This is a genomic window from Actinomyces sp. oral taxon 897, from assembly GCF_002999235.1.
Taxonomy (GTDB): Bacteria; Actinomycetota; Actinomycetes; order Actinomycetales; family Actinomycetaceae; genus Actinomyces.
Window position 1 is genome coordinate 107394 of sequence record NZ_CP027236.1, and the last position, 21779, is coordinate 129172.

General features: G+C 72.3%; 17 protein-coding genes and 2 tRNA genes. 13 read left to right on the forward strand and 6 right to left on the reverse strand.

What is annotated here, in order from left to right; genetic code table 11:
- Window positions 1–608: 608 nt before the first annotated feature.
- Window positions 609–1892, forward strand: coding sequence for a PTS transporter subunit EIIC (locus tag C3V41_RS00445; protein WP_441299730.1), 1284 nt, complete (start codon window positions 609–611; stop codon window positions 1890–1892).
- Between the two features lie 144 nt (window positions 1893–2036).
- Here C3V41_RS00445 and pepN read toward each other — a convergent pair whose 3' ends face one another.
- Window positions 2037–4631 (reverse strand): aminopeptidase N, encoded by a 2595-nt coding sequence (gene pepN / locus C3V41_RS00450; protein ID WP_106108633.1) that lies wholly within the window; start codon window positions 4629–4631, stop codon window positions 2037–2039.
- A gap of 215 nt (window positions 4632–4846) precedes the next feature.
- On the opposite strand from pepN, the gene C3V41_RS00455 reads away from it, so the two are divergent.
- The 5 genes from C3V41_RS00455 to C3V41_RS00475 are packed head-to-tail and all read left to right on the forward strand — an operon-like array spanning window position 4847 to window position 8394.
- A complete protein-coding gene (locus C3V41_RS00455; protein ID WP_106108634.1) occupies window positions 4847–5206 on the forward strand; it encodes a PadR family transcriptional regulator in 360 nt (119 codons plus the stop codon).
- A complete protein-coding gene (locus tag C3V41_RS00460) occupies window positions 5203–6198 on the forward strand; it encodes a DUF5808 domain-containing protein (RefSeq protein WP_106108635.1) in 996 nt (331 codons plus the stop codon). The genes C3V41_RS00455 and C3V41_RS00460 overlap by 4 nt, the downstream gene beginning before the upstream one ends.
- A gap of 12 nt (window positions 6199–6210) precedes the next feature.
- The gene (locus C3V41_RS00465) at window positions 6211–6540 is read left to right on the forward strand and encodes a PLDc N-terminal domain-containing protein (protein WP_106108636.1); all 330 of its coding nucleotides are present in this window, start codon (window positions 6211–6213) and stop codon (window positions 6538–6540) included.
- Window positions 6537–7568 (forward strand): ABC transporter ATP-binding protein, encoded by a 1032-nt coding sequence (locus tag C3V41_RS00470; protein ID WP_106108637.1) that lies wholly within the window; start codon window positions 6537–6539, stop codon window positions 7566–7568. Before C3V41_RS00465 ends, C3V41_RS00470 begins: the two co-directional genes overlap by 4 nt.
- Window positions 7561–8394, forward strand: coding sequence for a hypothetical protein (locus C3V41_RS00475; protein ID WP_106108638.1), 834 nt, complete (start codon window positions 7561–7563; stop codon window positions 8392–8394). Before C3V41_RS00470 ends, C3V41_RS00475 begins: the two co-directional genes overlap by 8 nt.
- Before the next feature lie 287 nt (window positions 8395–8681).
- Here C3V41_RS00475 and C3V41_RS00480 read toward each other — a convergent pair whose 3' ends face one another.
- Window positions 8682–10895 carry a M13 family metallopeptidase gene (locus C3V41_RS00480; protein WP_106108639.1) on the reverse strand — a complete coding sequence of 738 codons (2214 nt, stop codon included), beginning with the start codon at window positions 10893–10895 and terminating at the stop codon, window positions 8682–8684.
- An 85-nt stretch (window positions 10896–10980) separates the two neighbouring features.
- On the opposite strand from C3V41_RS00480, the gene C3V41_RS00485 reads away from it, so the two are divergent.
- The 3 genes from C3V41_RS00485 (at window position 10981) to C3V41_RS00500 (ending at window position 14577) form a co-directional block, all read left to right on the forward strand.
- The gene (locus C3V41_RS00485; RefSeq protein ID WP_106108640.1) at window positions 10981–11433 is read left to right on the forward strand and encodes a ribose-5-phosphate isomerase; all 453 of its coding nucleotides are present in this window, start codon (window positions 10981–10983) and stop codon (window positions 11431–11433) included.
- 9 nt (window positions 11434–11442) lie between these two features.
- Window positions 11443–12480 carry an Fpg/Nei family DNA glycosylase gene (locus tag C3V41_RS00490; protein WP_106108641.1) on the forward strand — a complete coding sequence of 346 codons (1038 nt, stop codon included), beginning with the start codon at window positions 11443–11445 and terminating at the stop codon, window positions 12478–12480.
- A gap of 807 nt (window positions 12481–13287) precedes the next feature.
- Entirely contained in the window at window positions 13288–14577 is a 1290-nt protein-coding gene (locus C3V41_RS00500) for an alpha/beta hydrolase (protein ID WP_106108643.1), read from the forward strand.
- Window positions 14578–15099: 522 nt separating this feature from the next.
- Here the strand turns inward: C3V41_RS00500 and epsC are convergent.
- The 3 genes from epsC to C3V41_RS00515 form a co-directional block, all read right to left on the reverse strand.
- Window positions 15100–15675, reverse strand: a complete 576-nt coding sequence (epsC, locus tag C3V41_RS00505) for a serine O-acetyltransferase (protein ID WP_106108644.1) — start codon at window positions 15673–15675, stop codon at window positions 15100–15102.
- Window positions 15676–15825: 150 nt separating this feature from the next.
- Entirely contained in the window at window positions 15826–16764 is a 939-nt protein-coding gene (gene cysK / locus C3V41_RS00510) for a cysteine synthase A (protein WP_106108645.1), read from the reverse strand.
- Window positions 16765–17323: 559 nt separating this feature from the next.
- Complete coding sequence (locus tag C3V41_RS00515) at window positions 17324–18016, reverse strand: IMPACT family protein (RefSeq protein WP_106108646.1); 693 nt, start codon at window positions 18014–18016, stop codon at window positions 17324–17326.
- Between the two features lie 169 nt (window positions 18017–18185).
- On the opposite strand from C3V41_RS00515, the gene rpmF reads away from it, so the two are divergent.
- The 4 genes from rpmF (at window position 18186) to tig (ending at window position 21174) form a co-directional block, all read left to right on the forward strand.
- Window positions 18186–18350 (forward strand): 50S ribosomal protein L32, encoded by a 165-nt coding sequence (gene rpmF / locus C3V41_RS00520; RefSeq protein ID WP_106108647.1) that lies wholly within the window; start codon window positions 18186–18188, stop codon window positions 18348–18350.
- A 35-nt stretch (window positions 18351–18385) separates the two neighbouring features.
- Window positions 18386–18456 (forward strand) — tRNA-Gly (locus tag C3V41_RS00525).
- Between the two features lie 49 nt (window positions 18457–18505).
- A tRNA-Pro gene (locus C3V41_RS00530) sits at window positions 18506–18579 on the forward strand.
- A 1047-nt stretch (window positions 18580–19626) separates the two neighbouring features.
- Window positions 19627–21174 (forward strand): trigger factor, encoded by a 1548-nt coding sequence (gene tig / locus C3V41_RS00535; RefSeq protein ID WP_106108648.1) that lies wholly within the window; start codon window positions 19627–19629, stop codon window positions 21172–21174.
- 191 nt (window positions 21175–21365) lie between these two features.
- Here tig and C3V41_RS00540 read toward each other — a convergent pair whose 3' ends face one another.
- On the reverse strand, window positions 21366–21728 hold the full coding sequence (locus tag C3V41_RS00540) for a cupin domain-containing protein (RefSeq protein ID WP_106108649.1): 363 nt from the start codon (window positions 21726–21728) through the stop codon (window positions 21366–21368).
- Between the last annotated feature and the right edge of the window lie 51 nt (window positions 21729–21779).

Sequence of the window (21779 nt, forward strand, 5' to 3'; positions counted from 1 at the left end):
GGCGGGCGGGGAGGGTGTCGGGACGGGTGGGGCCGGGCCGACCAGGCGGCGTCTGGTCCGTACCACCGTACCGGAGAGGACCGGGGCGTGGGCACGGACCCAGTCTGGTCCGTACCACTGTGCCCGACTGCGAGCAGCCGGGGCGGTACGGCTGGTGCGAGCACCGCCGTCCCTCCGCGGGACCGGTCCTGACCGGCTCTGACCAGCCCAGATAGGCGGCTCCTGGTTCCCGGGCCCCGGTGCCGGCGGCCCCGTGCCCCGGAGCCGGGTTCCGCTGACCCGCCCTCCGGGGCCCGGCAGCGGACCAGGTGGTCTACCGGAGGGCGCAGAGGAGGGCAAAAAAGTGAGATATGTCATGTTATCAATGATTGGTCTTGTCGCTATTTGGTCGTTAAGGTGCAGGGCCGCTTGACATGTACAGCGAGATCGGCTTTGCTGGAAGCGGTGGTCCAGACATGTTCGACGTCGAGCGGTCCGGGCCCGCCGTCCCCGAGGGCGGTTCCCACTGGCGTGGCGCAGGTGCCGCGCCGTCCCGAACGGAGAACAACGTGACAACAAGGAAAAAGGGCGGCGTCTTCGCGGTCGCCCAGCGGCTCGGTCGCTCGTTGATGCTGCCGATCGCGACCCTGCCCGCCGCAGGCCTCCTCCTGCGCCTGGGGCAGGACGACATGCTCGGCAAGGACGGCCTGTCCTCCCCGCTGCCCTGGCTGGAGCCCGTGGCCAAGGTCCTGGCCGCCGCCGGTGGCGCGGTCTTCGACAACCTGCCCCTCATCTTCGCCGTGGGCGTGGCCATCGGCTTCGCCAGGAAGTCGGACGGATCCACCGGTGTGGCGGGCCTGTTCGGCTACCTGGTGCTCAAGGGCGTGCTCGGCGCCCTGGCCCCCTACTGGGGCGCCGCCCCCAAGGAGGGCGATGACCCGGTCATTAACTACGGGGTGCTGGCCGGTATCATTATCGGTGTCGTGGCCGCCCTGCTGTGGCAGAGGTACTACCGTATCAAGCTGCCTGACTGGCTGGCCTTCTTCGGCGGGCGCCGCTTCGTCCCGATCGTCACCTCACTGGCCGCCATTGTCGTGGCCCTGGTGCTGGGCGCCGTCTACCCGGCCTTTAACTGGCTCATTAACGAGCAGCTCGGCGGCTGGCTCATGCGCGCGGGTACCGAGGGCGGCGCCGCCGGCGCCCTGGCCGTCCTCGTCTTCGGCACCATTAACCGCCTGCTCATCCCCCTCGGTCTGCACCACCTGCTCAACTCCGTGCCGTGGTTCCAGCTCGGCAACTGCACCAACGCCAAGGGTGAGGCCATGCACGGCGACCTGACCTGCTTCTTCAACGGCGTGGACGGCACCAACGCCTGGACCGGCAGCTTTATGACCGGCTTCTTCCCCATTATGATGTTCGCCCTGCCGGCCGCGGCCCTGGCCATCTGGCACACCGCCAGGTCCTCCAAGCGCAAGGCCACCGGGGCCCTCATGGTCTCCGTGGCCCTGACCGCCTTCCTCACCGGCGTCACCGAGCCCCTGGAGTACGCCTTCGCCTACGTGGCCTTCCCGCTCTACGCCGTCCACGCGGTGCTCACCGGCACCTCGCTGGCGGTGGTCAACGAGCTGGGCATCAAGGACGGATTCTCCTTCTCGGCCGGCGCGATCGACTACGTGCTCAACTTCGGCAAGTCCGCCGAGCTCTCCGGCGGCGTCCTCAACGGCCCTGTCCTGCTGGCGGTTATCGGCCTGGTCTACGCCGTCATCTACTACTTCCTCTTCCGGTTCCTCATTGTCAGGTTCGACTTCAGGACCCCCGGGCGTGAGGAGGACGACGTGGACGCCTTCACCACCGCCCAGGCCCAGGCCGCTGAGCGCACCGGCAAGAACGCCGAGGCTGCTCGCAGGGCCTGACCTCGGTCCCGTAAGGGCCTGCGTCCACCGTCGGTCCCAAGAGCCTCGGGGCCTGCCCGCCAAGGGCCTTGAGCACGTGCGCGGGGCCGGATCCGCTGATCCGGCCCCGCGCACGTCCGCCCCCGGGAACAGGGCGGGGATACCTCAGAGGATGGTGCGCGGCACGGAGGCCGCCTGGGCGGCGGCCACCCGGCGGGTGTCGTCCAGGTTCTCCGTCACAATGCGACGCAGGGCCGCGGGGGCGCCGGCGTGGGAGGCCAGCCAGTCCTCCAGCAGGCCCGTGGCCGCCTCCGCCTCCGCGCCCTCCTGGCCCACCGCCGCCAGCGGCCACAGCCCCGACAGCAGGTTCTCCGCCATGTGGAAGGTCCGGGAGGACCAGATGCCGTCCACGATCTGCGGGTAGCGTCCCAGGAAGGGCACCAGGAGGGCCGGGTCGCCCTCCACGGTGGCCAGGCCGCGCAGGACCTTGACCTGGGTCTCGTTGGGCATGTCCGCGTCCTCCACCAGGGCCGTCCAGGTGGCCTCCTTGGCCTGCTCGGTCGGGACGGTGGCCCGAGCCTGGGCGGCGCGCTCACGGCCGGTGGTGGTCACGTCGCGTGCCTCCTCGACGGCGATCTGCTCCTCGCCGTAGCGCCCCGAGGCCACCAGGCCGGTCAGGAGCTCCCAGCGCAGGTCCTGGTCAATGGTCAGGCCCACCAGGGTCTCCCCGCCGGTCAGGAGGGCCTCGACGGCGTCGACCTGCTCGGTGGTGGAGGCGTGGGCGGCCGCGGCCCGCACCAGCTGGAGCTGCTTGTCGCTGCCGGCGGCGGCCGTGCGGGCCAGGTGCAGGACCTTGCGGGCGGCCTCGGCGCGGGCGGTGGGACGCACCTGGGCGGGCAGGTAGAGCCCCAGGCAGGTCGAGACCCGGGCCAGGAGCCCCTGGACCACCGAGGAGTGCTCCTCCACCCGCAGGGCCGACAGGGCGGCGTCCAGGTAGTCCTGGGCCGAGGCCTCGGCGTCGCGCACCATGTCCCAGGCGGCGGCCAGGACGATGGAGCGGGGCAGGGACTCGGTGAAGGCGTCCACCCGCTCCAGGCCGGTGGCCAGGGAGGCCTCGTCCAGGCGGACCTTGGCGTAGGTGAGGTCGTCCTCGTTGAGCACGATGACGTCGGCCCGCCGGGTGCCCACGAGCTCGGGCACCGGCGTGCGCTCCCCGTCCACGTCCAGCTCCACGCGCCCGGTGCGCACCAGGGAGGTGGCGCCGTCGGCCTCCCGGAGGCTGTAGGAGCCGATGGCCAGGCGGTGGGGGCGCAGCGTGGCGGGGGAGCCGGCGGGGATCTCCTGGAGGACGGCGAAGGAGGTGATGACCCCCTGGTCGTCGGTGACCACCTCGGGACGCAGGGTGGTCACCCCGGCCTCCTGCAGCCACAGCCTGGTCCAGGCGCCCAGGTCGCGCCCGCTGGTGGCCTCCAGCTCGGCCAGCAGGTCGGTCAGGGTGGCGTTGGCGTAGGCGTGGGCGGCCAGGTAGCGCTTGATCCCGGCGAAGAAGTTGTCCCGGCCCACGTAGCCCACCAGGGCGGCCAGCACGGCGGCCCCCTTGGCGTAGGTGATGCCGTCGAAGTTGACCTCCACGTCGTGCAGGTCGTTGATCTCGGCGGCCACCGGGTGGGTGGAGGAGAGCTGGTCCTGGTTGTAGGCCCAGGCCTTCTCAATGGTCTGGAAGGTGGTCCAGGCGTCGGTGAAGCGGGTGGTCTCGGCCACGGCGAGGGTGGAGGTGTACTCGGCGAAGGACTCATTGAGCCACAGGTCGTTCCACCACCTCATGGTCACCAGGTCGCCGAACCACATGTGGGCCAGCTCGTGCAGGACGGTCACGGCCCGCCTCTCCACACGCGCCTGGACGGGCCGGGAGCGGAAGACGTAGTCGTCGCGGTGGGTCACGCACCCGGCGTTCTCCATGGCGCCCGCGTTGAACTCCGGCACGAAGATCTGGTCGTACTTGGCGAAGGCGTAGGGGGTGCCGAAGAGCTCCTCGTAGTAGGCCAGGCCCTTGCGGGTCATCTCCAGGATCTCCTCGGCGTCCAGGTACTCGGCCAGGGAGGCGCGGCAGTAGACGCCCAGGGGCACCACGCGGCCGTCGTCGGCCCGGTACTCGCTGGTGACGCCCGTGTAGGGGCCGGCCACGACGGCGGTGACGTAGGAGCTGAGCCGCTCGGTGGGGGCGAAGGCGAAGGTGTGGGCCCCCTCGGCGGCCGGGGTGGGCTCGGGCGTGGGGGAGTTGGACAGGACGGTCCACTCCTGGGGGGTGGTGACCGTGAAGGTGAAGGAGGCCTTGAGGTCGGGCTGCTCGAAGACGGCGTAGACACGGCGGGAGTCGGGGACCTCGAACTGGGTGTAGAGGTAGGTGGCGCCGTCAGCGGGGTCGGTGAAGCGGTGGAGGCCCTCGCCGGTGTGCATGTAGGCGCAGTCGGCCACGACGGTGAGCTCGTTGTCCTGCTCCAGGCCCGTCAGCGCGATGCGCGAGTCGGCGTAGACCTGGGCGGGGTCCAGGCGGCGGCCGTTGAGGGTGATCTCGTGGACGGCCGGGGCAATGAGGTCAATGAAGGTGGAGGCTCCCGGCGTGGCGGAGAAGCGGGCGGTCGTGGTGGAGCGGAAGGTGTCCTCACCACTGGTGAGGTCCAAGGTGACGTCGTAGGACCCGGTGCGCACGAGGGCGGCACGCTCTGCCGCCTCGACGCGGGTCAGGTTCTGCCCTGGCATGGGGGGCTCCTGTCTGCAGATGGTTGTGGGCAAGGATTATGCGATTGGTCAGCGGGCGGACCCGGGTGGGCCAGGGTCTACCCGCAGGTTCTACCTCCCGGTGTGGCCGGGCTGGGGTGATTGTCTCACTGGTGCGGGCGCACGGACCACGTCTCTGTTGACGCCAGGTACCATGTAGTGCATACTAGTTGGTGTCACAAGGAAGGAGGTCGGACATGGCACGTCCTCAGGAGTCACAGCTCCGCAAGGGCGCGCTCGAGCTCGCCGTCCTGGCACTCATCGCCCGTTCCGAGCCCACCGGCGCCTACGGGGGCGCCCTCGTCGAGCAGCTCGCGGCCCGCCCCACCCTCGCCGCGCCCCAGGGCACCGTCTACCCGCTCCTGTCCCGCCTGCGTCAGCAGGGGACCGTCGAGACCACCTGGCAGGAGTCGCCCACCGGCCCGCCCCGCCGCTACTACCGCCTCACGCCCGACGGCGTCCGGCGCCTGAGCGCCCAGCGCTCCACCTGGCAGGCCCTGACCTCGGACATGGCGGCCGTCCTGCGGGACCCCGCCGGAAAGGACACGCAGTCATGAGCACCACCCCGCGCGACCGCCACGACCCCCGCGGTACCACGAGCCCGGACGCCACGGGGCCGGCGCCCCGCACGCAGGCCGGGGAGACGGCCCAGGCGCCCGCCACGGCACCAGGCCGCCCGGCGGCACCGGACCCGCTGAGCGACTACGTCGCCCAGGTCCGCGCCCACCTCGGCGCGGCCGCGCCCGCCCTCGCCGAGGACCTGGCCGAGCTCGACGCCTCCCTGCGTGAGACCGCGGACAGCCAGGGGTACCAGACGGCCCTGGCCGCCTACGGACCTGCCGCCGACTACGCCGCCGCCCTCAGGGGCAGCAGGGCGGCCGACGACCAGGCCGACCGTCCGGGGGAGCGCCCCCCGGTACGCCGCGTGCTCGGCGTGCCCACCGCCCTCAGCCCGCGGGGACTGGTCCACCGTGCCGCCCGGAGCTTCTCGCCGGCCGACCCCCTCCTGGTGCCCCGCGCCTACGGGATCGGCTGGGACGTCAACCTCGGGGCCCTGGCCGTGCGCGCCGGCCTGGCCCACCCCGACGACCTCGACGACGACCTGGACCTGGCCCCCGCCCAGATGACGGCCCTGAGCCTGGTCCCCGCCCTCCTGGCCCTGGGCGTCGCCGCGACGGGCACGCACTGGGCGCCCCGCGGCCCGCGGCAGGGACGTGCCGGCCGGGCCCCGGCAGGTGGCAGGGGGCCAGCCGTCGCCCTTCTGCCGCCCGCGCTCGCGGCCGCCGCCCTGGGTGCGGTCGACGTCCTGGGTGGCGCGTCCCTGCCCCAGCGTCTGGGGCACGCGGTCACCTCCGTGCTCCTGACCGGCGTCGGGGTCGCCGGGGCGCTCCAGCGCCGCCCCGGGGCCCGCTCCGCCCGCCTCACGCAGGCGGGGGTGGTGGCCGCCGCCGGTGCCCTGGCAGGCGGAGCCGCCGTCCTGACCCTGCGTGCCGCCGTGCACCGTGCCGTGCACGCCCAGCGCCCGCCCGCCCAGTCCACCCGCTCATGAGAGGAAACCACCATGTCACCTGTCCTGCTGCCTGATGTCCTGCTGCCTGAGGCCGCGGGCCTGTCCCAGCCCAGCGGCCCCGTGCTCGCCGTGCTCGTCGTCGCCGTCGTCGTGGAGGTGGGGCTGGCGGCCACGGCCCTGTGGCGCTGGTGGCGCACGCCCACTGAGCGCCTGAGCGCCAACCGCTGGGTCTGGCTGGCCCTCATTGTGCTGCTGTCCCTGGTCGGCCCCCTGGCCTTCCTGGCCGCCGGGCGCCGCCCCGCACCCGCGACTGACCCCCGTAGGGCGGGGGCCGTACGCGCCGACGACGCCGTCGCCGCCCTCTACGGGAGCGAGCGGTGAGCACCCTGGCCGCCCTGGTCACCCGGGGCCTGACCAAGCGCTACAGGGAGCGTACGGTCGTGGACCACCTGGACCTGCGGGTTCCCCAGGGCAGCGTCTTCGGCTTCCTGGGGCGCAACGGCGCGGGCAAGACCACGACCATCCGCATGGCCCTGGGGCTGGCCCGCCCCAGTGGTGGGAGCGTGGAGATCCTGGGGCACGACGCCAACGGGGCCCTGGCCCCCGGGGTGGTCGGCTACCTTCCCGACGTCCCCGGCTTCCGTCCCTGGATGAGGGCCGGTGAGGTCCTGGCCCACGCCGGGCGCGTGGCGGGCCTGGAGGGGGTGGCGCTACGACGTCGCACCGCCACCCTGCTGGACCTGGCGGGACTGACGGGGGTGGACCAGCCGGTGGGCGCCTACTCCCGGGGCATGCGCCAGCGCCTGGGCCTGGCCCGCGCCCTGGTGAGCGCCCCGCGCCTGCTCATTATGGACGAGCCGACCTCCGCCCTGGACCCGGTGGGACGCAGGGAGGTCCTTGACCTCATTGCCACCCTGCACGGGCGCACCACCGTCCTGCTGTCCACCCACCTGCTCGACGACGCCGAGCGGGTCTGTGACGAGGTCACCGTCATCGACCACGGGCGCCTGCTCCTGACCGGGGCGACGGCGGACCTGGTGGAGGGGGCGCGGGCCACCAGCGTGGAGGTCGAGACCGTGGACGACGCCGCGCCCCTGGCCGGGCTCCTGGCGCACCAGCCCTGGGCGCAGGAGGTGGAGTCCGAGGGCGCCCGCCTGCGCCTGCGCACCCGGGACCCCCAGACCGCGCACCGTCGGCTCCCGGGCCTCCTGGAGGCGGCCGGGTGCGGGCTGGTCCGCCTGGGCTCCACACGCCACGGCCTGGAGGAGGTCTTCCTGCGGGCCGTCGGGCAGGCGGGTCCCGGTGAGGTCGATGACGCCCGGTCCTCCGGGACGGGGGCTCAGGCACGCTCGGCGGGTCTCGGTGAGGCGGATGACGCGGCGGTCGGAGGGAGGGTCGGTCATGAGTGAGCGTCCTGAGGGAAGTTCTGGGGAGCGTCCTGGGGGGCGCCGCCACGGTTTCCTCCGTGCCTTTGCCGAGCTCCTGCGCCTTGAGCTGGCCGGGGTGAGGCGGACCTGGCGCGGTCCGGTGCTGCTCGGGGCGGCCCTGGTGACCGGGGTCGGCTCCCCGGTGGTGGCCTGGCTCGTCCCCGACCTGCTGGCCAGCACCCTGGGCCAGGCGGCTGCGGGCGCCCTGCCCGTCCCGGTGGTGGCCGACGCCTGGGCCCAGTGGGTCAAGAACGCCTCCTCCCTGCTGCTGGTGGTCCTGGTCGTCGTGGCGGCCTCGGCGATCGCGGGGGAGCGGGGCAACGGCGTGGCCCCGGCCGAGCTGGCCGGGCAGGGCCCGCGGGGTCGGGACGTCTACGTCCTGGCCAAGACCACGGCGGTGGGCCTGAGCGCCCTGGCCGCGGCGGTGGTGAGCGCCCTGGCCTGCGCGGCGGTGGCGACGGCCCTCTTTGAGGGGGTCACCGGGGCGGACCTGGCCCGGGGCGCGGCGGCGGCGGGCCTGTGGTGCCTGGGGGCGCTGGTCGCCCTGGGCCTGACCCTCCTGGTGTCGGCCTGCTCGCGTGCCGCCGTGCTGCCTGCCGCCGTGGGGGTGGTGTTCTCGCTGCTGGGCCAGCTCCTGGCCCTGTGGGGGCCCCTGGCCCGCTGGAGCCCCCTGGGGCTGGTCCCCATGGCCTCCTCGCTGGCCTCCTCCTGGGACGCCCTGGTCTGGGGCCCGGTGTGGACGGGGGGTGTGGCCCTGGTGCTCCTGGTGGCCGGGACGGTGGTGGCGCTGCGTCGTGCCGAGCTGTGAGGGCAGGGCCGGTCGCCGCCAGCACGGCGGGAGACCACGGGGCGGCACTCCCCGCCCCGTGGCGCCGTTACGGCAGTGCTCGGGGCCGGGGGCGCTGCTACGGCTACCCCTGCTGAGGGTACCGCGGCGGTCTACGCCCCCGCCGGGGCGGTGCCCAGGGCCTCAACCGGCTCCGGCCGGGCCGGGGCCAGCGGCGGGCCGCGCCGCCGGGGCCCTATCCTCCACTGAAGGGGTTCCTCTGCCTCCGGGTATGCCTCCGGGTATCCCGGGGGCGCGTCGCCGGGGCCCTACCAGATGGTGACCCGCTTGTCGGGGTCCAGCCACAGGGCGTCGTCGGGGCCCACGCCGAAGGTCTCGTAGAAGGCGTCCGTGTTGCGTACGATCCCGTTGCAGCGGAACTCCGCGGGAGAGTGGGGGTCGATGGTGAGCAGCAGCTCGGCGTAGTCGGGGCGCTGCTTGGAGCGCCAGGCCCGGGCCCAGGAGTAGAAGAAGCGTTCCAGGCCGGTCAGGCCGTCGATGACGGGGGCCTGGTCGAAGGAGGTGAGGCCCTCCCGGGCCAGGGCCAGGCCGTAGGCCTTTAGCGCGATGCCGAGCCCTCCCAGGTCCCCGATGTTCTCCCCGATGGTCAGGGCGCCGTTGACGTGGGGGGCCTGCTCCCCTGTGGCCGCGTACCTGTGGGCCAGGACCGTCGGGGTGTAGGCGTCGTACTGGGCGATCAGCTCTCTGGTGCGCGTCGTGAACGCGTCGTGGTCCTCCTGGGTCCACCAGTTGGTCACCTTGCCGGTGCCGTCGAAGGTGGAGCCCTGGTCGTCGAAGCCGTGACCGATCTCGTGACCGATGACCGCGCCGATCGCACCGTAGTTGACGGCGGCGTCGGCCTGAGGGTCGAAGAAGGGCGGCTGGAGGATGGCCGCGGGGAAGACGATCTCGTTCATGGTGGGGTTGTAGTAGGCGTTGACCGTCTGCGGCGTCATGTGCCACTCCTCGCGGTCCACCGGCCCCTCCAGCTTGCGCAGTGAGCGGGCCAGCTCCACGTCCTCCACGGAGCGCACCGAGGCCAGCACGTCACCGGGGGTGACCTCGACCGCGGAGTAGTCCCTCCAGCGGCCCGGGTAGCCGATCTTCGGGTTGAACTGGGCGAGCTTGGCCAGCGCCTGCTCCCGGGTGGCCTGGCTCATCCAGTCCAGGGCCGAGATCGACTGGCGGTAGGCCTCAATGAGGTCGGCGACCAGGAGCTCCATGGCCTCCTTGTGCTCCGGGGGGAAGTGGCGCTCCACGTAGAGTTCGCCGACCGCATCCCCCAGGCAGCCCTCGACCAGGCTCACGCCCCGCTTCCACCGGGGGCGCAGCTCGTCGGTGCCCTGGAGGGTACGCCCGTAGAAGTCGAAGTTCTCCTTCACGAAGGCGTCGGAGAGCAGCGTGGCCCGGTTGTGCACCACGTGCCAGACCGCCCAGGCGCGCAGGTCCTCCAGGTCCGTGGTGTCCCAGACACCGGCCAGGTGGGGGAGGTAGTCGGGCTGGGTGACAATGACCTCGTCCAGGAAGGTGGTCTGCTCCACCCCGACTGCCGCGGCCCGCTCCCGCACCCCCCGGCGCCAGGACCCCCAGGGGAAGCCCGGGGCGGAGGCGGTCAGCTCCTCCCAGGTCATGGGATTGTTCATGGCCTCGATGTCACGGGTGCGCACCCGGTCCCAGTGCCCCTTGGCCAGGGCGGTCTCCAGCGCCATGACCTTGCGGGCCAGGGACGCCGGGTCATGGTCCGTCGTGCCCGACGGCGTCGTCCCGGCTGCCCCGCCCACGCCGTCTGTCTCGGTTGTCCCATCTGCTCTGGTTGCCCCGCCCGCGGCCGGGTGGGTGGCCAGGCCGACGAGGTCCAGCATCCGGGCCACGTGCGTCACGTAGGCGGCGCGGACGTCGGCCTGGTCCTCCTCACGGTAGTAGGACTCGTCAGGCAGTCCGATGCCGGACTGGCCCATCCACGTGGTGTAGCGGTCAGGGTCGTTGAGGTCGTTGGACACCTCGGCGTCCACCGCCCCCGTGAAGCCAGCTGGTCCCCACCCCAGCACCGCGGCCAGCTCCTCCTTGCTGGTGGCCGACATGACCGGCACCAGGTCCGCCTCCAGGGGCGCGGCGCCCAGCACCTCAATGTCTTCCTCGTCCATGAAGGAGGCGTACAGGGAGCCGATCTTCTCCCGGACCGTGCCCGCCACCGGCTCCTCCCCGCCGGCGCGCACGGTCGCGACCACCGCCGCGGTGAGGTCCTGGGCCGCCTCCTCGATGACCTCGCGGCACGCGGCCTCGGCCTCGTCGCGCAGGACGGTGAAGACCCCCGTGGCGGCGCGGTCGGCGGGGATCTCCGCGTCGCGCAGCCAGCCGCCGTTGACGTGACGGAAGAGGTCGTCCTGGACACGCACGGCGGGGTCCGCCGCGGCGGTCTCGTAGACGCCCGCCAGGACCGGGGCGGGCGTGTCCGGGGCGTGGGTCGCGTTCGTTGCGGTCATGGGCGCACGCTATCGCGGGAGCCGCAGGGCCCTGCCGAGGGCTGCCGGGCTGCGCGAAGGTGTTCGCGTGAGGCACAATCAGCCCATGCGTATTCACGTAGCGGCAGATCACGCCGGATTCGACCTCAAGACGGCGGTCACCGAGCACCTGACGGCCCTGGGCCACGAGGTCGTGGACCACGGCGCCCACGTCTACGACCCCCAGGACGACTACCCGGCCTTCTGCCTCGAGGCCGCCCAGGCGGTCGCGGCCGACCCCGGCAGCCTGGGACTGGTCATCGGGGGCTCGGGCAACGGCGAGCAGATCGCCGCCAACAAGGTCCTGGGCGTCCGGGCGGCACTGGCCTGGTCGGTGCAGACCGCCCGCCTGGCCCGGGAGCACAACGACGCCAACGTGATGGGCCTCGGTGCCCGGATGCACCCCCGCACCGATGCCCTGGCCATTGTCGACGCCTTTATCGCCGAGCCCTTTAGCGCCGACGAGCGCCACCAGCGCCGGATCGGCCAGCTGACCGCCTACGACGCCGCCCGCGGCTGAGCGGCCGCCGTGCCCGAGGGACACACCGTCCACCGTCTGGCCTCCGCGCTCACCGAGCTCTACGGCGGGCAGCGCCTGCGCGCCTGCTCGCCCCAGGGCCGCTTCGCCGCCGGGGCGCAGCGCCTTGACGGCCAGGTGCTCCTGGGCGCCCAGGCGCACGGCAAGCACCTCTTCGTGGCCTTCGCCCCCCGGGCGGACGCGGACCCGCAGGATCCGGATGTCACCTGGCTGCGCGTCCACCTGGGCCTGTACGGCTCCTGGTCCTTCGACGGCGACGCGGAGTTCACCGCCCCGCACTCCATCGGGGCGCCCCGGCGCAGGGTGGGGGAGCGCGGGGAGCACGCCCTGCCCTCTGCCGGCGGGCGCGGGCGCAGCGGGGGCTCGGCCCTGTCCGGGCTGCGCGGCGGGCAGGAGGCCGCTGGCACCGCGGCGGACGGCGGCACCGCGGCGGGACCCGTGGCGGCCCCGCCCGCCGGGCAGTGGGTCCCGCCTGCTCCCCGTGGGGCCGTGCGGCTCAGGCTCCTGGGTGAGCACGGGGTGGCCGACCTGACCGGCCCGGCGGCCTGCGAGCTCCTGGACGCCGACGGCGTGGCCGCGGTGCACGCCCGCCTCGGGCCGGACCCCCTGCGCGCGGACGGGGACGTGGAGGCCTTCGTGGAGGGGGTGCGACGGCGTCGCAAGGACATTGGTGAGCTCCTCATGGACCAGTCCGTCCTGGCCGGGGCGGGCAATATCTACCGCGCCGAGACCCTGTTCCGGGTGGGGGTGAGCCCCTTCCGCCCCGGCAGCGCCGTCTCCGCCAGGAGGCTGCGGGCCATCTGGGAGGACCTGGTCCCGCTCATGGAGTACGGGGTTGCCACCGGCTTTATCACCACCGTGGACGAGGCCGACGTTCCCGACCCCCTGCCTGAGGGGGACCAGGAGGCGGCGCGCTGGTACGTCTACCACCGCACCGGCCGCCCCTGTCTGCGCTGCGCCACCCCGGTGGCGGCCAAGGACGTCGCCGGACGGCGCCTCTTCTGGTGCCCCCGCTGCCAGGCCCGCTGATCAGTTGCCAGACCCGCTGACCGGTCCGGCGGTAGACGGCGCCCCGCCCGCCTCTCTGGTTCGTGAGAACGGTACTTATTGCTCGCGAGAACGGTACTTGTTTGCCGCGAGAACGGGGGGTGCTTGCAGTGGTCCTGTCTGGGCTGGTTGGTGGGTGCGCCGGGTGGTCTTCTCGGTGTGCTCGTCTTCTGGGCGTGCTGTCCGCGTGGTGCCGGGGATGGCGGGGCGGGCTCGTCCCGGGAGACGCCGGGCCCGTCTGCTCTGCCGGTGCGCCCGCGCGCCGGACCGAGTGGAGGTGAACGCGCTCTGGGGCAGGTAGACGCCATATCACGGGAATAAACGCGCTTTCGTGCTGGTGAACGCTAGCTTGAATGGCGTTCACCTGACCAAAAGCACGTTCATCTACCTCAAGACACGTTCACCCGACTCAGAGCGCGTTTACCAACATCGGGACACGTTCACCTACACAAAAGCGCGTTCACCTGGGGGTGCGCGAGCCCAGCTACCCGGTGCCCGCACGCCCGACAAGCAGCCTGCTGCGCAAGCAAGAGGGGGCAGTGCCTCTGTGGAGGCCCCGTACGCGCACTCGGGGACGCTCGATGAATGCGAGGCCGTCTGGGTGCCCGGCACGCACGCGCACTGGGAGTGGTCAGAGATGGTCGAGGTGGTCCTCTTCGACCTGCTTCCCCACCCCGTGCACCCAGGAGCGGTGGAGGCCATCACGCCCGCCGGGAGCGGGGGCGTGCCGGGGTGAGACGAGGATGCTGTCTGGCACGCCCGCCGGGAGCGGTCGTCTAGAGTGCGCTCATGACCACACCCCTGAGCACCACCGCCTGGTCGGCCGCCACCGCTGGTCTGCTCACCCGCGACCACCGCCTGACCGTCCCCCTGGACCGTAGCGGGGCCGGGGACCGGGCGCCCGACGGTAGGACCACCATCACCGTCTACGCCCGGGAGGTCGCGTGCGCGGGGGCCGACCCGCTGAGCAGGCCACCACTGGTCTTCCTCCAGGGCGGTCCCGGGTTCGAGGCCCCCCGCCCCAGCCCCGACGCCGGCCTGGGCTGGGTGGGCGCCCTGCTGGAGCACTACCGTCTCATCCTCATCGACCAGCGCGGTACTGGCGCCTCCACCCCCGTTGACCACCCCGACGCCGCAGGGGACGCGGCCGCCACCGCCCGCCTGCTCACCCACCTGCGTGCCGACGAGATCGTCGAGGACTGCGAGGACCTGCGCCGTGCCCTGGGCCTGGAGCGCTGGAGCGTCCTAGGGCAGTCCTTCGGCGGCTTCTGCACCACCCGCTACCTGTCAGCCCACGCCTCCAGCCTGGAGCAGGCCTACCTCACCGGGGGCCTGCCCGCCGTCGGGCACGGCATCGAGGAGGTCTACGCCCTGACCTACGAGGCCATGCGGGTCAGGAGCGAGGAGTACTACGACCGCTACCCCACTGACCGGGACCGTGTGGCCGCCCTCATGGAGGCTGCTGGGCGCGGGGAGGTCCTCACCCCGGGCGGGCACCCGGTGGGTCCCGAGCGCCTGCGCGGCGTCGGCATCTGCCTGGGTGCCAGCGGCGGCATGGACTCCCTGCACCACTTCCTGGAGGCCGACCCCGCCTCGGCACGCTTCCGCCACGACCTGGCCGGGATGCTGCCCTTCAGCGCCCGCAACCCGCTGTACGCCGTCGTCCACGAGTCCTGCTGGGCCGACGGCGGGGTCAGCGCCTGGGCCGCTGAGCGCACCCTCCCGGCAGAGTTCGACGACGACCCCACCCTGCTCACCGGCGAGCACGTCAGCCACGCCCACCTGGCTGAGGACCCCCTGCTGGCCCCCTGGCTGGAGGTGGCCGACCTCCTGGCCGGGCACGAGTGGCCCCGCCTGTACGATCCGGTCGCCCTGCGCTCCACCCGGGTGCGTGGGGCGGCGGCCGTCTACGCGCGCGACGTCTTCGTGCCCATGGTCTACTCCCTCCAGACCGCCGCCCTCGTACCAGGGCTGAGGACCTGGGTGACCAGCGAGTACGAGCACAACGGCTCACGGGCCTCCGGCGGGGCCGTCTTCACCCGCCTGCACGCCCTGGCCACGGGCGCCGTCGTCCGCTGACCCGCCCTGGTGCCCGGCCCGGTGCCGGGGCGCGCAGGCCAGGGCACCAGGGCCCGCTTCTGAGCCTGCTCGCGCGGGGGCTCCGTTCGGGTGCGCGGGCCGGGGTGGTGCCCGACCAGCTGGAGGTGGCGCATGACCAAGCTCCGCCCGTGCGCGCCAGGGCTGGTCCCCGGTGCGCCGGGGACGCGCCAGGGCCGGGACGTCCCAGCCCTGTTCCGCCAGGCTGGTCCCAGGCGCGCCGAGGACGCGCACGATCTGGCGGATCTGCCGCATCGCGCTCTGGGCGCTGGTCCCCGGTGCGCCGGGGACGCGCGGTGAGCACCGCTCCGCCCGGGTGTGCGGGCCGGGGTGGATTGCCGGAACGCGGCGCGCATGAGTTGCAGGGCTCCGCCCAGGCGCGCGGGTCGGGGCTACATGGTGTGGCCGGCGGGGACTGAGGTCACGGGCTCCACCCAGGCGAGCAGGCCGAGGCCAAGACGAACACGTCCCGCAGCCGTAATGTCGGGGGTTCCACCCGGAGGCTCAGATGTAGATGGTGGGGTCCATCATGAGGTCAGGGTCGGTCTTGGGGTCACGCACGCGGCTGGGCACGCCCACGGCCACGTGCCCCTCCGGGACGTTCTTGACCAGGACCGCGTTGGCGCCGATCTTGGCGCCGTCGGAGACCACGACCGGGCCCAGGACCTTGGCCCCCGCCCCGATCTGGACGTTATTGCCAATGGTGGGGTGACGCTTGCCCGGGCTCATGGAGACCCCGCCCAGGGTGACGCCGTGGAACATGAGGACGTCGTCGCCCACCTCCGCGGTCTCGCCAATGACCACGCCCATGCCGTGGTCGATAAAGAAACGGTCGCCGATACGGGCGGCCGGGTGGATCTCAATGCCGGTGACATTGCGGGCCGTCTGGGAGATGAACCGCGCGGCAAAGCGGTGGCCCGAGCGCCACAGGCGGTTGGCGGCCCGGTAGGCCCACAGGGCGTGGACCCCCGGGTACAGGAGGGCCACTTCCAGGCTGGAGCGGGCGGCGGGGTCGCGTCGACGGGCGGTGGCAAGGTCCTCACGGGCCTGGTCGATGAAGGAGCGTCTCTTGTCTGTCATGGTGCCCTTAAGGCCGGAGGGTGGTGGTTGGTGGGGCGCGGACGGCGCGCGAGTGCGGCCTGGCGGCTCTCCGCCGGCGGGTGCAGCAGGCCGCCCAGGTCAAACACTGACGGCGGCGCCCCTGTTCCCGGGGCGCCGCCGTCGTGGCACTTAGTTGAGGTACTCGGAGTACAGGGGGGTGGACAGGTAGCGCTCACCGGTGTCCGGCAGGACCGTGACAATGGTCTTGCCCTCCAGCTCCGGGCGGTGCGCCAGCTTGCTGGCGGCGACCAGGGCCGCCCCGGAGGAGATCCCCACCAGCAGGCCCTCCTCGGCGGCGGCCCGGCGGGCGTAGGTCAGGGCGTCTGCGCTGGTGACGTGCAGCAGCTCGTCCCAGATCCCCTGGTCCAGGATCTCGGGGACGACGTTGGGGCCCAGGCCCTGGATCTTGTGCGGGGCGGCGCGGCCCTCGCTGAGCAGCGGGGACTCGGCGGGCTCGACGCCGTAGATCCTGACCCCGGGGACCTTCTCCCGCAGGACGGCGCCCACGCCGGTCAGGGTGCCGCCGGTGCCGATGCCGGCCACGAAGGCGTCCACGGCGCCACCGGTCGCCTCCAGGATCTCCCGGGCGGTGGTCTCCCGGTGGATCCGGGGGTTGGCGGGGTTGCTGAACTGGGAGGCCAGGACGGAGTTGGGGGTGGCGGCCTGGATCTCCTCGGCCCGCTTGACCGCGCCGGCCACCCCGCCCTCGGTGGTCAGGACGAGCTCGGCACCGAAGGCGCGCATAATGGCCCGCCGCTCCTTGGACATGGTCTCGGGCATGGTGATGATGACCCGGTAGCCCAGGGCCGCGCCCACCATGGCCAGGCCGACGCCGGTGTTGCCGGACGTGGCCTCGATAATGGTGCCGCCGGGCCGCAGGGCCCCGGAGTCCTCCGCGGCCCGGACGATGGACAGGGCGATACGGTCCTTGACGCTTCCGGCGGGCTCGAAGGCCTCGACCTTGGCCAGGACGGTGGCCGGGGCGCCGTCGGTGACGCGGTTAATGCGTACCAGGGGGGTGGAGCCGACGAGCTCGGTGACGTCGGCGGCGATCGGGGGGTGTGCCATGGTGGTGTCCTAACGGTGGTGGGGGTGCTGTCGGTGGCAGGGGTAGCTCACGGTGACGGGGCAGGGCCCCGGGTGTGCGGGGGCTCGGGTCGCGACCGAGGGGGTAGGGGGCACCGGGTGCGCAGGGACCTGGGAGCGTGCTCAGGGCCTTAGGGGGACGGTGCCGTGGCGCCGGGCGGACGCGCTGCGACGCGCGCCCAGGATCATGGCCTGGCGCCCTACCGACACAGGCAGGAACAGGGCATCTCACGCATGACGGTCATGGTCGCCATGGGGTGCTCCTCTCCTGCGGGGCGGCGCCGGTGGCGCCGCGCTTAGGAGGACCCTACCTGCCCGGGGCGGTGGTCCGTCAAGTCGAGACCGTCCCGTCCTCTACCGGAACGGTCCTTGGGCCCGTCGTTAAGGACGGGGTGCTCAGGGCTCCCCTCGGGGCGCGGACCGGGGGGGCGTGCGGTTGCCCTAAGTGGCCTCTCGTCCGTCTGCCGCCCCGGGCCCCGCCCGCGTCCTGCCGCGAGGATCCCGGGCGCGGACGCCTCCGGGGCGGTCGTCCCCTCCGCGGCTACCGCGGGACGGGCAGCTCGGTCAGGCGGCTCCCGGCCGCCTCCAGGAGCGCTGTACCCCCTGTGAGGGAGGAGACGATCTCGGGCAGGGCGCCGCCGTCGTCCTGCGTGGTGGTCAGGGTCAGGACGGCATGGGTGGGGCCCCAGACGGTCTCCTCCACACTGGCCGGGCAGGGCCCCTGCGTCCCGGCGCACAGGCGGCGCAGCTCGGACTCCAGGCGTCCGGCCTGGGCCACGGGTACGCGCAGGTCCCACAGGAAGCGGGTGGCCAGCCTCACGCGCCGGGCGGCCGCCAGTACCTGGGAGGTGGCCTGGGAGTAGGCGCGTACCAGACCGCCCGTGCCCAGCAGGACGCCGCCGAAGTAACGGGTCACGACCACGGTGGCGCCTACCAGGGTGCTGGCGCGCAGGACCTCCAGCATGGGCTGGCCCGCGGTACCGGCGGGCTCCCCGTCGTCGCTGGAACGCTCCGTGGTCGGGGCGCCCAGACCGCCGGGCCCGGGGACGACCAGGGCCGAGCAGTGGTGGCGGGCGTCGGGGTAGGCGGCGCGGACGGAGGTGATAAAGGCGCGGGCGTCCTGCTCGGTGTCGGTCCGGGCGGCGCGGGCCAGGAAGCGCGAGCGCCTGACCTCCAGCTCGGTCTCAGGCTGCTCGCCGGGGGCCAGGGTGAGGACGGTGGGGGAGGTGGCCATGGGCCGATCGTCGCAGATCCTAGGCCGTGCTCGTCACAGATGAGGGGAGGGATCTCACACGGCGGGAGGCGGTGGGGGCTGGCACCGGGCTGGTAGGAGCCGTTAAGGTGTCCTCTGGTCCAGTTTCCGAGGGATCGGACGATCCAGATACTTTGAGAGGAGCGGGTTCATGGCAGTCCCGAAGCGGAAGATGTCCCGCAGCAACACCCGCAAACGTCGTTCGCAGTGGAGGGCCCAGCTGACCGAGCTCAACACCGTGCGCGTCAGGGGCCGGGAGATCACCGTCCCCCGTCGTCTGGTCCGCGCCTACAAGGAGGGCCTCCTGGAGTTCTGAGACCACCACGACAGGGGGCGGCGCCCTCTGCCACTGCGGGTGTAGCTCAATGGTAGAGCCTCTGCCTTCCAAGCAGATTGCGCGGGTTCGATTCCCGTCACCCGCTCTGAGCAGCCCAGGGCCACCGGGTGTCCTGGTGGTCCTGGGTGCCTATACGGGGTGTGGCGTAGCTTGGTAGCGCGCCTGCTTTGGGAGCAGGAGATCGTGGGTTCAAATCCCGCCACCCCGACTGCTTTACACGCTTGCCCGGATAAACCCGGTCACCGGCTGCGCAGCTGACTAATACGGACGGCTCAGATGCGTGCCACGTCAGTGGTTTGCGACGGCGCGGACCAGCCCCTCAGCCTTGGGCCTGTCTGGCCTGTGCCCGCTCGGCCCGTGCCCGCTCAATCCGGCGGGCCTCGGCGTTGCGGGCGACCGAGATAATGGTTTCCTCCTTAGTCGCGGGGATGCGATCCGGCCGACCGCAAACGGGCCAGTTGCTCAGTTCCTCGTCGCGGGCGCAACAGGCCGATCCGGTGGCTGACGGGACTGGGACCACTGTGACCCGTACGTGAGTCTACTCCTCTGTCTGCTAAGGGCTTTTCATTGGTGTCGGTAGCAGGGGCGAGTATGGGGCGCACCAGCCCACCGCGCCCCCGTCCCGCCAGGCCGTCCGCGACCTGGCGGAGGCGCACCACGTGGAACAGTCAGCACCTCCTGGGAGGAACCGTGACCTGCCCCTGCCCCACCCCGTCCAAGGTCGGTTATGCCAACCGCGAGCAGGCCCAGGCGGCCCTGCGGCGACTGAGACGGAGCGCCCGGGTCGCTCAGCGCCGGGGGCGGCGGGGCCGGCGTTTCCCCAGCCTCCCGGTGCGTGCCTACCAGTGCCCCTGTGGTTCCTGGCACCTGACCCGCAAGCCCCTGTCCCGCGAGGAGGTGGCCCGCTCGTCGTAGGGCTGAGGCTGTGGTGGACCAGTGCGCCCTGGCCCGCTCGTAGCCGATGTCAATGGGGCTGGCGCGATCAGTCGGCCCCGGCGCGAGCCAGCCACGGGCGCGGGGAGTCCGCCGCAGGCCACAGGCCTGTCCCGTACCGAGGCCGAGCCGGCCCCGGGTGCAGGGAGGCCGCCGACACGGTACGGCGCACCACCGGGCGACCGCTCCCCAGGGCGTCAGGTCTCGAGGTTCGCGCCCTGCGCCGCGGATGCCATAGGATGCGGGAGATCGGCGCCGGCGCGGCGTCCGCCGGACCCCGGCGTCCATCACCCACCACTTCCACCACTTCGGAGTAAGCCCCGTGAAGAGCACTGTCGAGAACCTTGACCCCGCGCGCATTAAGCTGACCGTGGAGGTCCCCTACGAGGAGCTCAAGCCGAGCCTCGACGCCGCCTACAAGGAGATCGGCTCCCAGGTCCAGGTCCCCGGCTTCCGCAGGGGTCACGTCCCCGCCCCGGTGATCGACCAGCGTGTCGGCCGCGCCGCGGTGATCCAGGAGGCCGTGAACAAGGCTCTTCCGGACTTCTACCGGCAGGCCGTCACCGAGGCCGGGCGTGTCCCCCTGATGCAGCCTGAGGTCGAGATCACCGACCTGCCCAATGTCACCGGACCCCAGGGCGGCCAGTTCGTCTTCAACGCCGAGGTCACCGTCCGTCCCCTTGTCGACCTCCCTGAGCTGGAGAACCTGTCGGTCTCCGTGTCCTCCGTCACGGTCGACGAGACGGACGTGGACGACGAGGTCGACACCCTGCGCATGCGCTTCGGGTCACTGCACCCCGTGGTGCGCGAGGTCCGCCTCGGGGACTTCGTCACCCTCGACCTCAGGGCCGTCATTGACGACGAGGAGGTCGACTCCGCCTCAGGGGTCTCCTACGAGGTGCTCGGTACGGACAGCATGCTCAAGGGCATGGACGCCGTCCTCCTGGACATGCAGATCGACGAGTCCGCCACCTTCACCACCCACCTGGCCGGGGGCGAGCACGAGGGGGAGGAGGCTGAGGTCACGGTCACTGTCACCGCCGTCAAGGAGCGCGAGCTGCCCGAGGTCGACGAGGAGTTCGTCCAGATGGCCTCCGAGTTCGACACCGTGGACGAGCTCCGTGAGGACCTGCGTCGCCAGGTCATTGAGCGGAGGAACGCCGACCAGGCCATCGAGGCCCGTGACGCCCTCCTGGAGGTGCTGCGCCAGGCCGTCGAGGTGGAGGCCCCTGCGGCCCTGGTCGACGAGGAGGTCAAGCACCACCTGTCCGCCGAGGGCAAGGACGGCGACGAGGAGCACGCCAAGGAGATCCGCGAGGACGTCGCCTCGACGGTGCGTGACCAGATTATCCTCGACGTCCTCGCTGAGAGCCTGGAGGTCAAGGTCAACCAGGACGAGCTCATCGACTTCCTGGTCCAGACCGCCCAGCAGTACGGCATGGAGCCCATGAAGTTCATTGAGGGCGCCCAGAAGGCCGGCCAGATCCCCGCCTTCGTCGCCGAGATCGCCCGCAACAAGTCCCTGGCCATGGCCCTGCGCCACGTCGAGGTCAAGGACTCCGACGGCCAGGTCCTGGACCTGACCGAGTTCATCGGCTCCGACGAGCTCGACGCCGCCGCTGGCGCCCACCAGTCCACGCCCGCCGAGGCCGCGCCGGACCAGCCCGCGCCCGACGAGGCCAATGAGTTCACCGTGGACGCCGAGTTCGCGGAGTCCGCCGAGTCGGCCGACAGCGCTGAGTCTGCCGAGTCGGCCCAGAGCGCTGAGTCTGCCGAGTCGGCCGACAGCGCTGAGTCTGCCGAGTCGGCCCAGAGTGCCGAGTCCGCTGAGTCGGCTGACAGCGCCGCTTCCGCCGCGAGCGCCGAGTGAGCCGGGTCCGCTGAGCGCCCGCGCGCCTCGGCCCCTCACCCGTCGTCCACTCAATAGTGTCGGGCCCCGCACCGTCTTGCCGGTGCGGGGCCCCTGTCTTGCGAGGCTTGCTGCCCTGGCCCAGGGCAAGCGCCCCACGGCAGCGGGGCGGAGAGGCCGTGCTGGTCCCCCTCCGCCCCGCCGGCTGGCCCTCAGCCCTGGTGGGCGCCGACGGCGTCGTTGTCCACGTTCACCATGACCAGCTGCATGCGGCAGGCGGTGACCGCGGTCAGGGCGTGGCGGTCGTTCGGCGCCAGGTAGATGACGTCGCCAGCTCCCATGCGCTCGGTGCGCTCGCCGATGGAGAAGTCCATCTCGCCCTCCAGGAGGGTGACCACGACGGCCCGGGGAGAGGCGTGCTCGGTGAGCTGCTGCCCGGCGTCGAAGGTGAAGAGGACGGTGCGCAGCACGTCGTTGTTGACCACGACGCGCGAGGTCGTGGCCTCCTCGCTAATAGGTAGGGCCTCGTTCAGGCCCAGGCAGAAGAGAGACTCGGTGACAGGGGTCACAGACATAGTGGTTCCTTTCAATGATGTATGTGTGCTTCAGGCATGGTGCAGATTGTC

Excerpts from the sequence above, each read along its gene's own strand:
- pepN (WP_106108633.1), bottom strand. The coding sequence starts at position 4,631 with ATGCCAGGGCAGAACCTGACCCGCGTCGAGGCGGCAGAGCGTGCCGCC.
- C3V41_RS00485 (WP_106108640.1), top strand. The coding sequence starts at position 10,981 with ATGCGTATTCACGTAGCGGCAGATCACGCCGGATTCGACCTCAAGACG.
- C3V41_RS00515 (WP_106108646.1), bottom strand. The coding sequence starts at position 18,016 with ATGGCCACCTCCCCCACCGTCCTCACCCTGGCCCCCGGCGAGCAGCCT.
- C3V41_RS00500 (WP_106108643.1), top strand. The coding sequence starts at position 13,288 with ATGACCACACCCCTGAGCACCACCGCCTGGTCGGCCGCCACCGCTGGT.
- C3V41_RS00480 (WP_106108639.1), bottom strand. The coding sequence starts at position 10,895 with ATGACCGCAACGAACGCGACCCACGCCCCGGACACGCCCGCCCCGGTC.
- C3V41_RS00455 (WP_106108634.1), top strand. The coding sequence starts at position 4,847 with ATGGCACGTCCTCAGGAGTCACAGCTCCGCAAGGGCGCGCTCGAGCTC.
- C3V41_RS00475 (WP_106108638.1), top strand. The coding sequence starts at position 7,561 with ATGAGTGAGCGTCCTGAGGGAAGTTCTGGGGAGCGTCCTGGGGGGCGC.
- epsC (WP_106108644.1), bottom strand. The coding sequence starts at position 15,675 with ATGACAGACAAGAGACGCTCCTTCATCGACCAGGCCCGTGAGGACCTT.
- C3V41_RS00445 (WP_441299730.1), top strand. The coding sequence starts at position 609 with ATGCTGCCGATCGCGACCCTGCCCGCCGCAGGCCTCCTCCTGCGCCTG.
- cysK (WP_106108645.1), bottom strand. The coding sequence starts at position 16,764 with ATGGCACACCCCCCGATCGCCGCCGACGTCACCGAGCTCGTCGGCTCC.
- rpmF (WP_106108647.1), top strand. The coding sequence starts at position 18,186 with ATGGCAGTCCCGAAGCGGAAGATGTCCCGCAGCAACACCCGCAAACGT.
- C3V41_RS00460 (WP_106108635.1), top strand. The coding sequence starts at position 5,203 with ATGAGCACCACCCCGCGCGACCGCCACGACCCCCGCGGTACCACGAGC.
- C3V41_RS00540 (WP_106108649.1), bottom strand. The coding sequence starts at position 21,728 with ATGTCTGTGACCCCTGTCACCGAGTCTCTCTTCTGCCTGGGCCTGAAC.
- C3V41_RS00465 (WP_106108636.1), top strand. The coding sequence starts at position 6,211 with ATGTCACCTGTCCTGCTGCCTGATGTCCTGCTGCCTGAGGCCGCGGGC.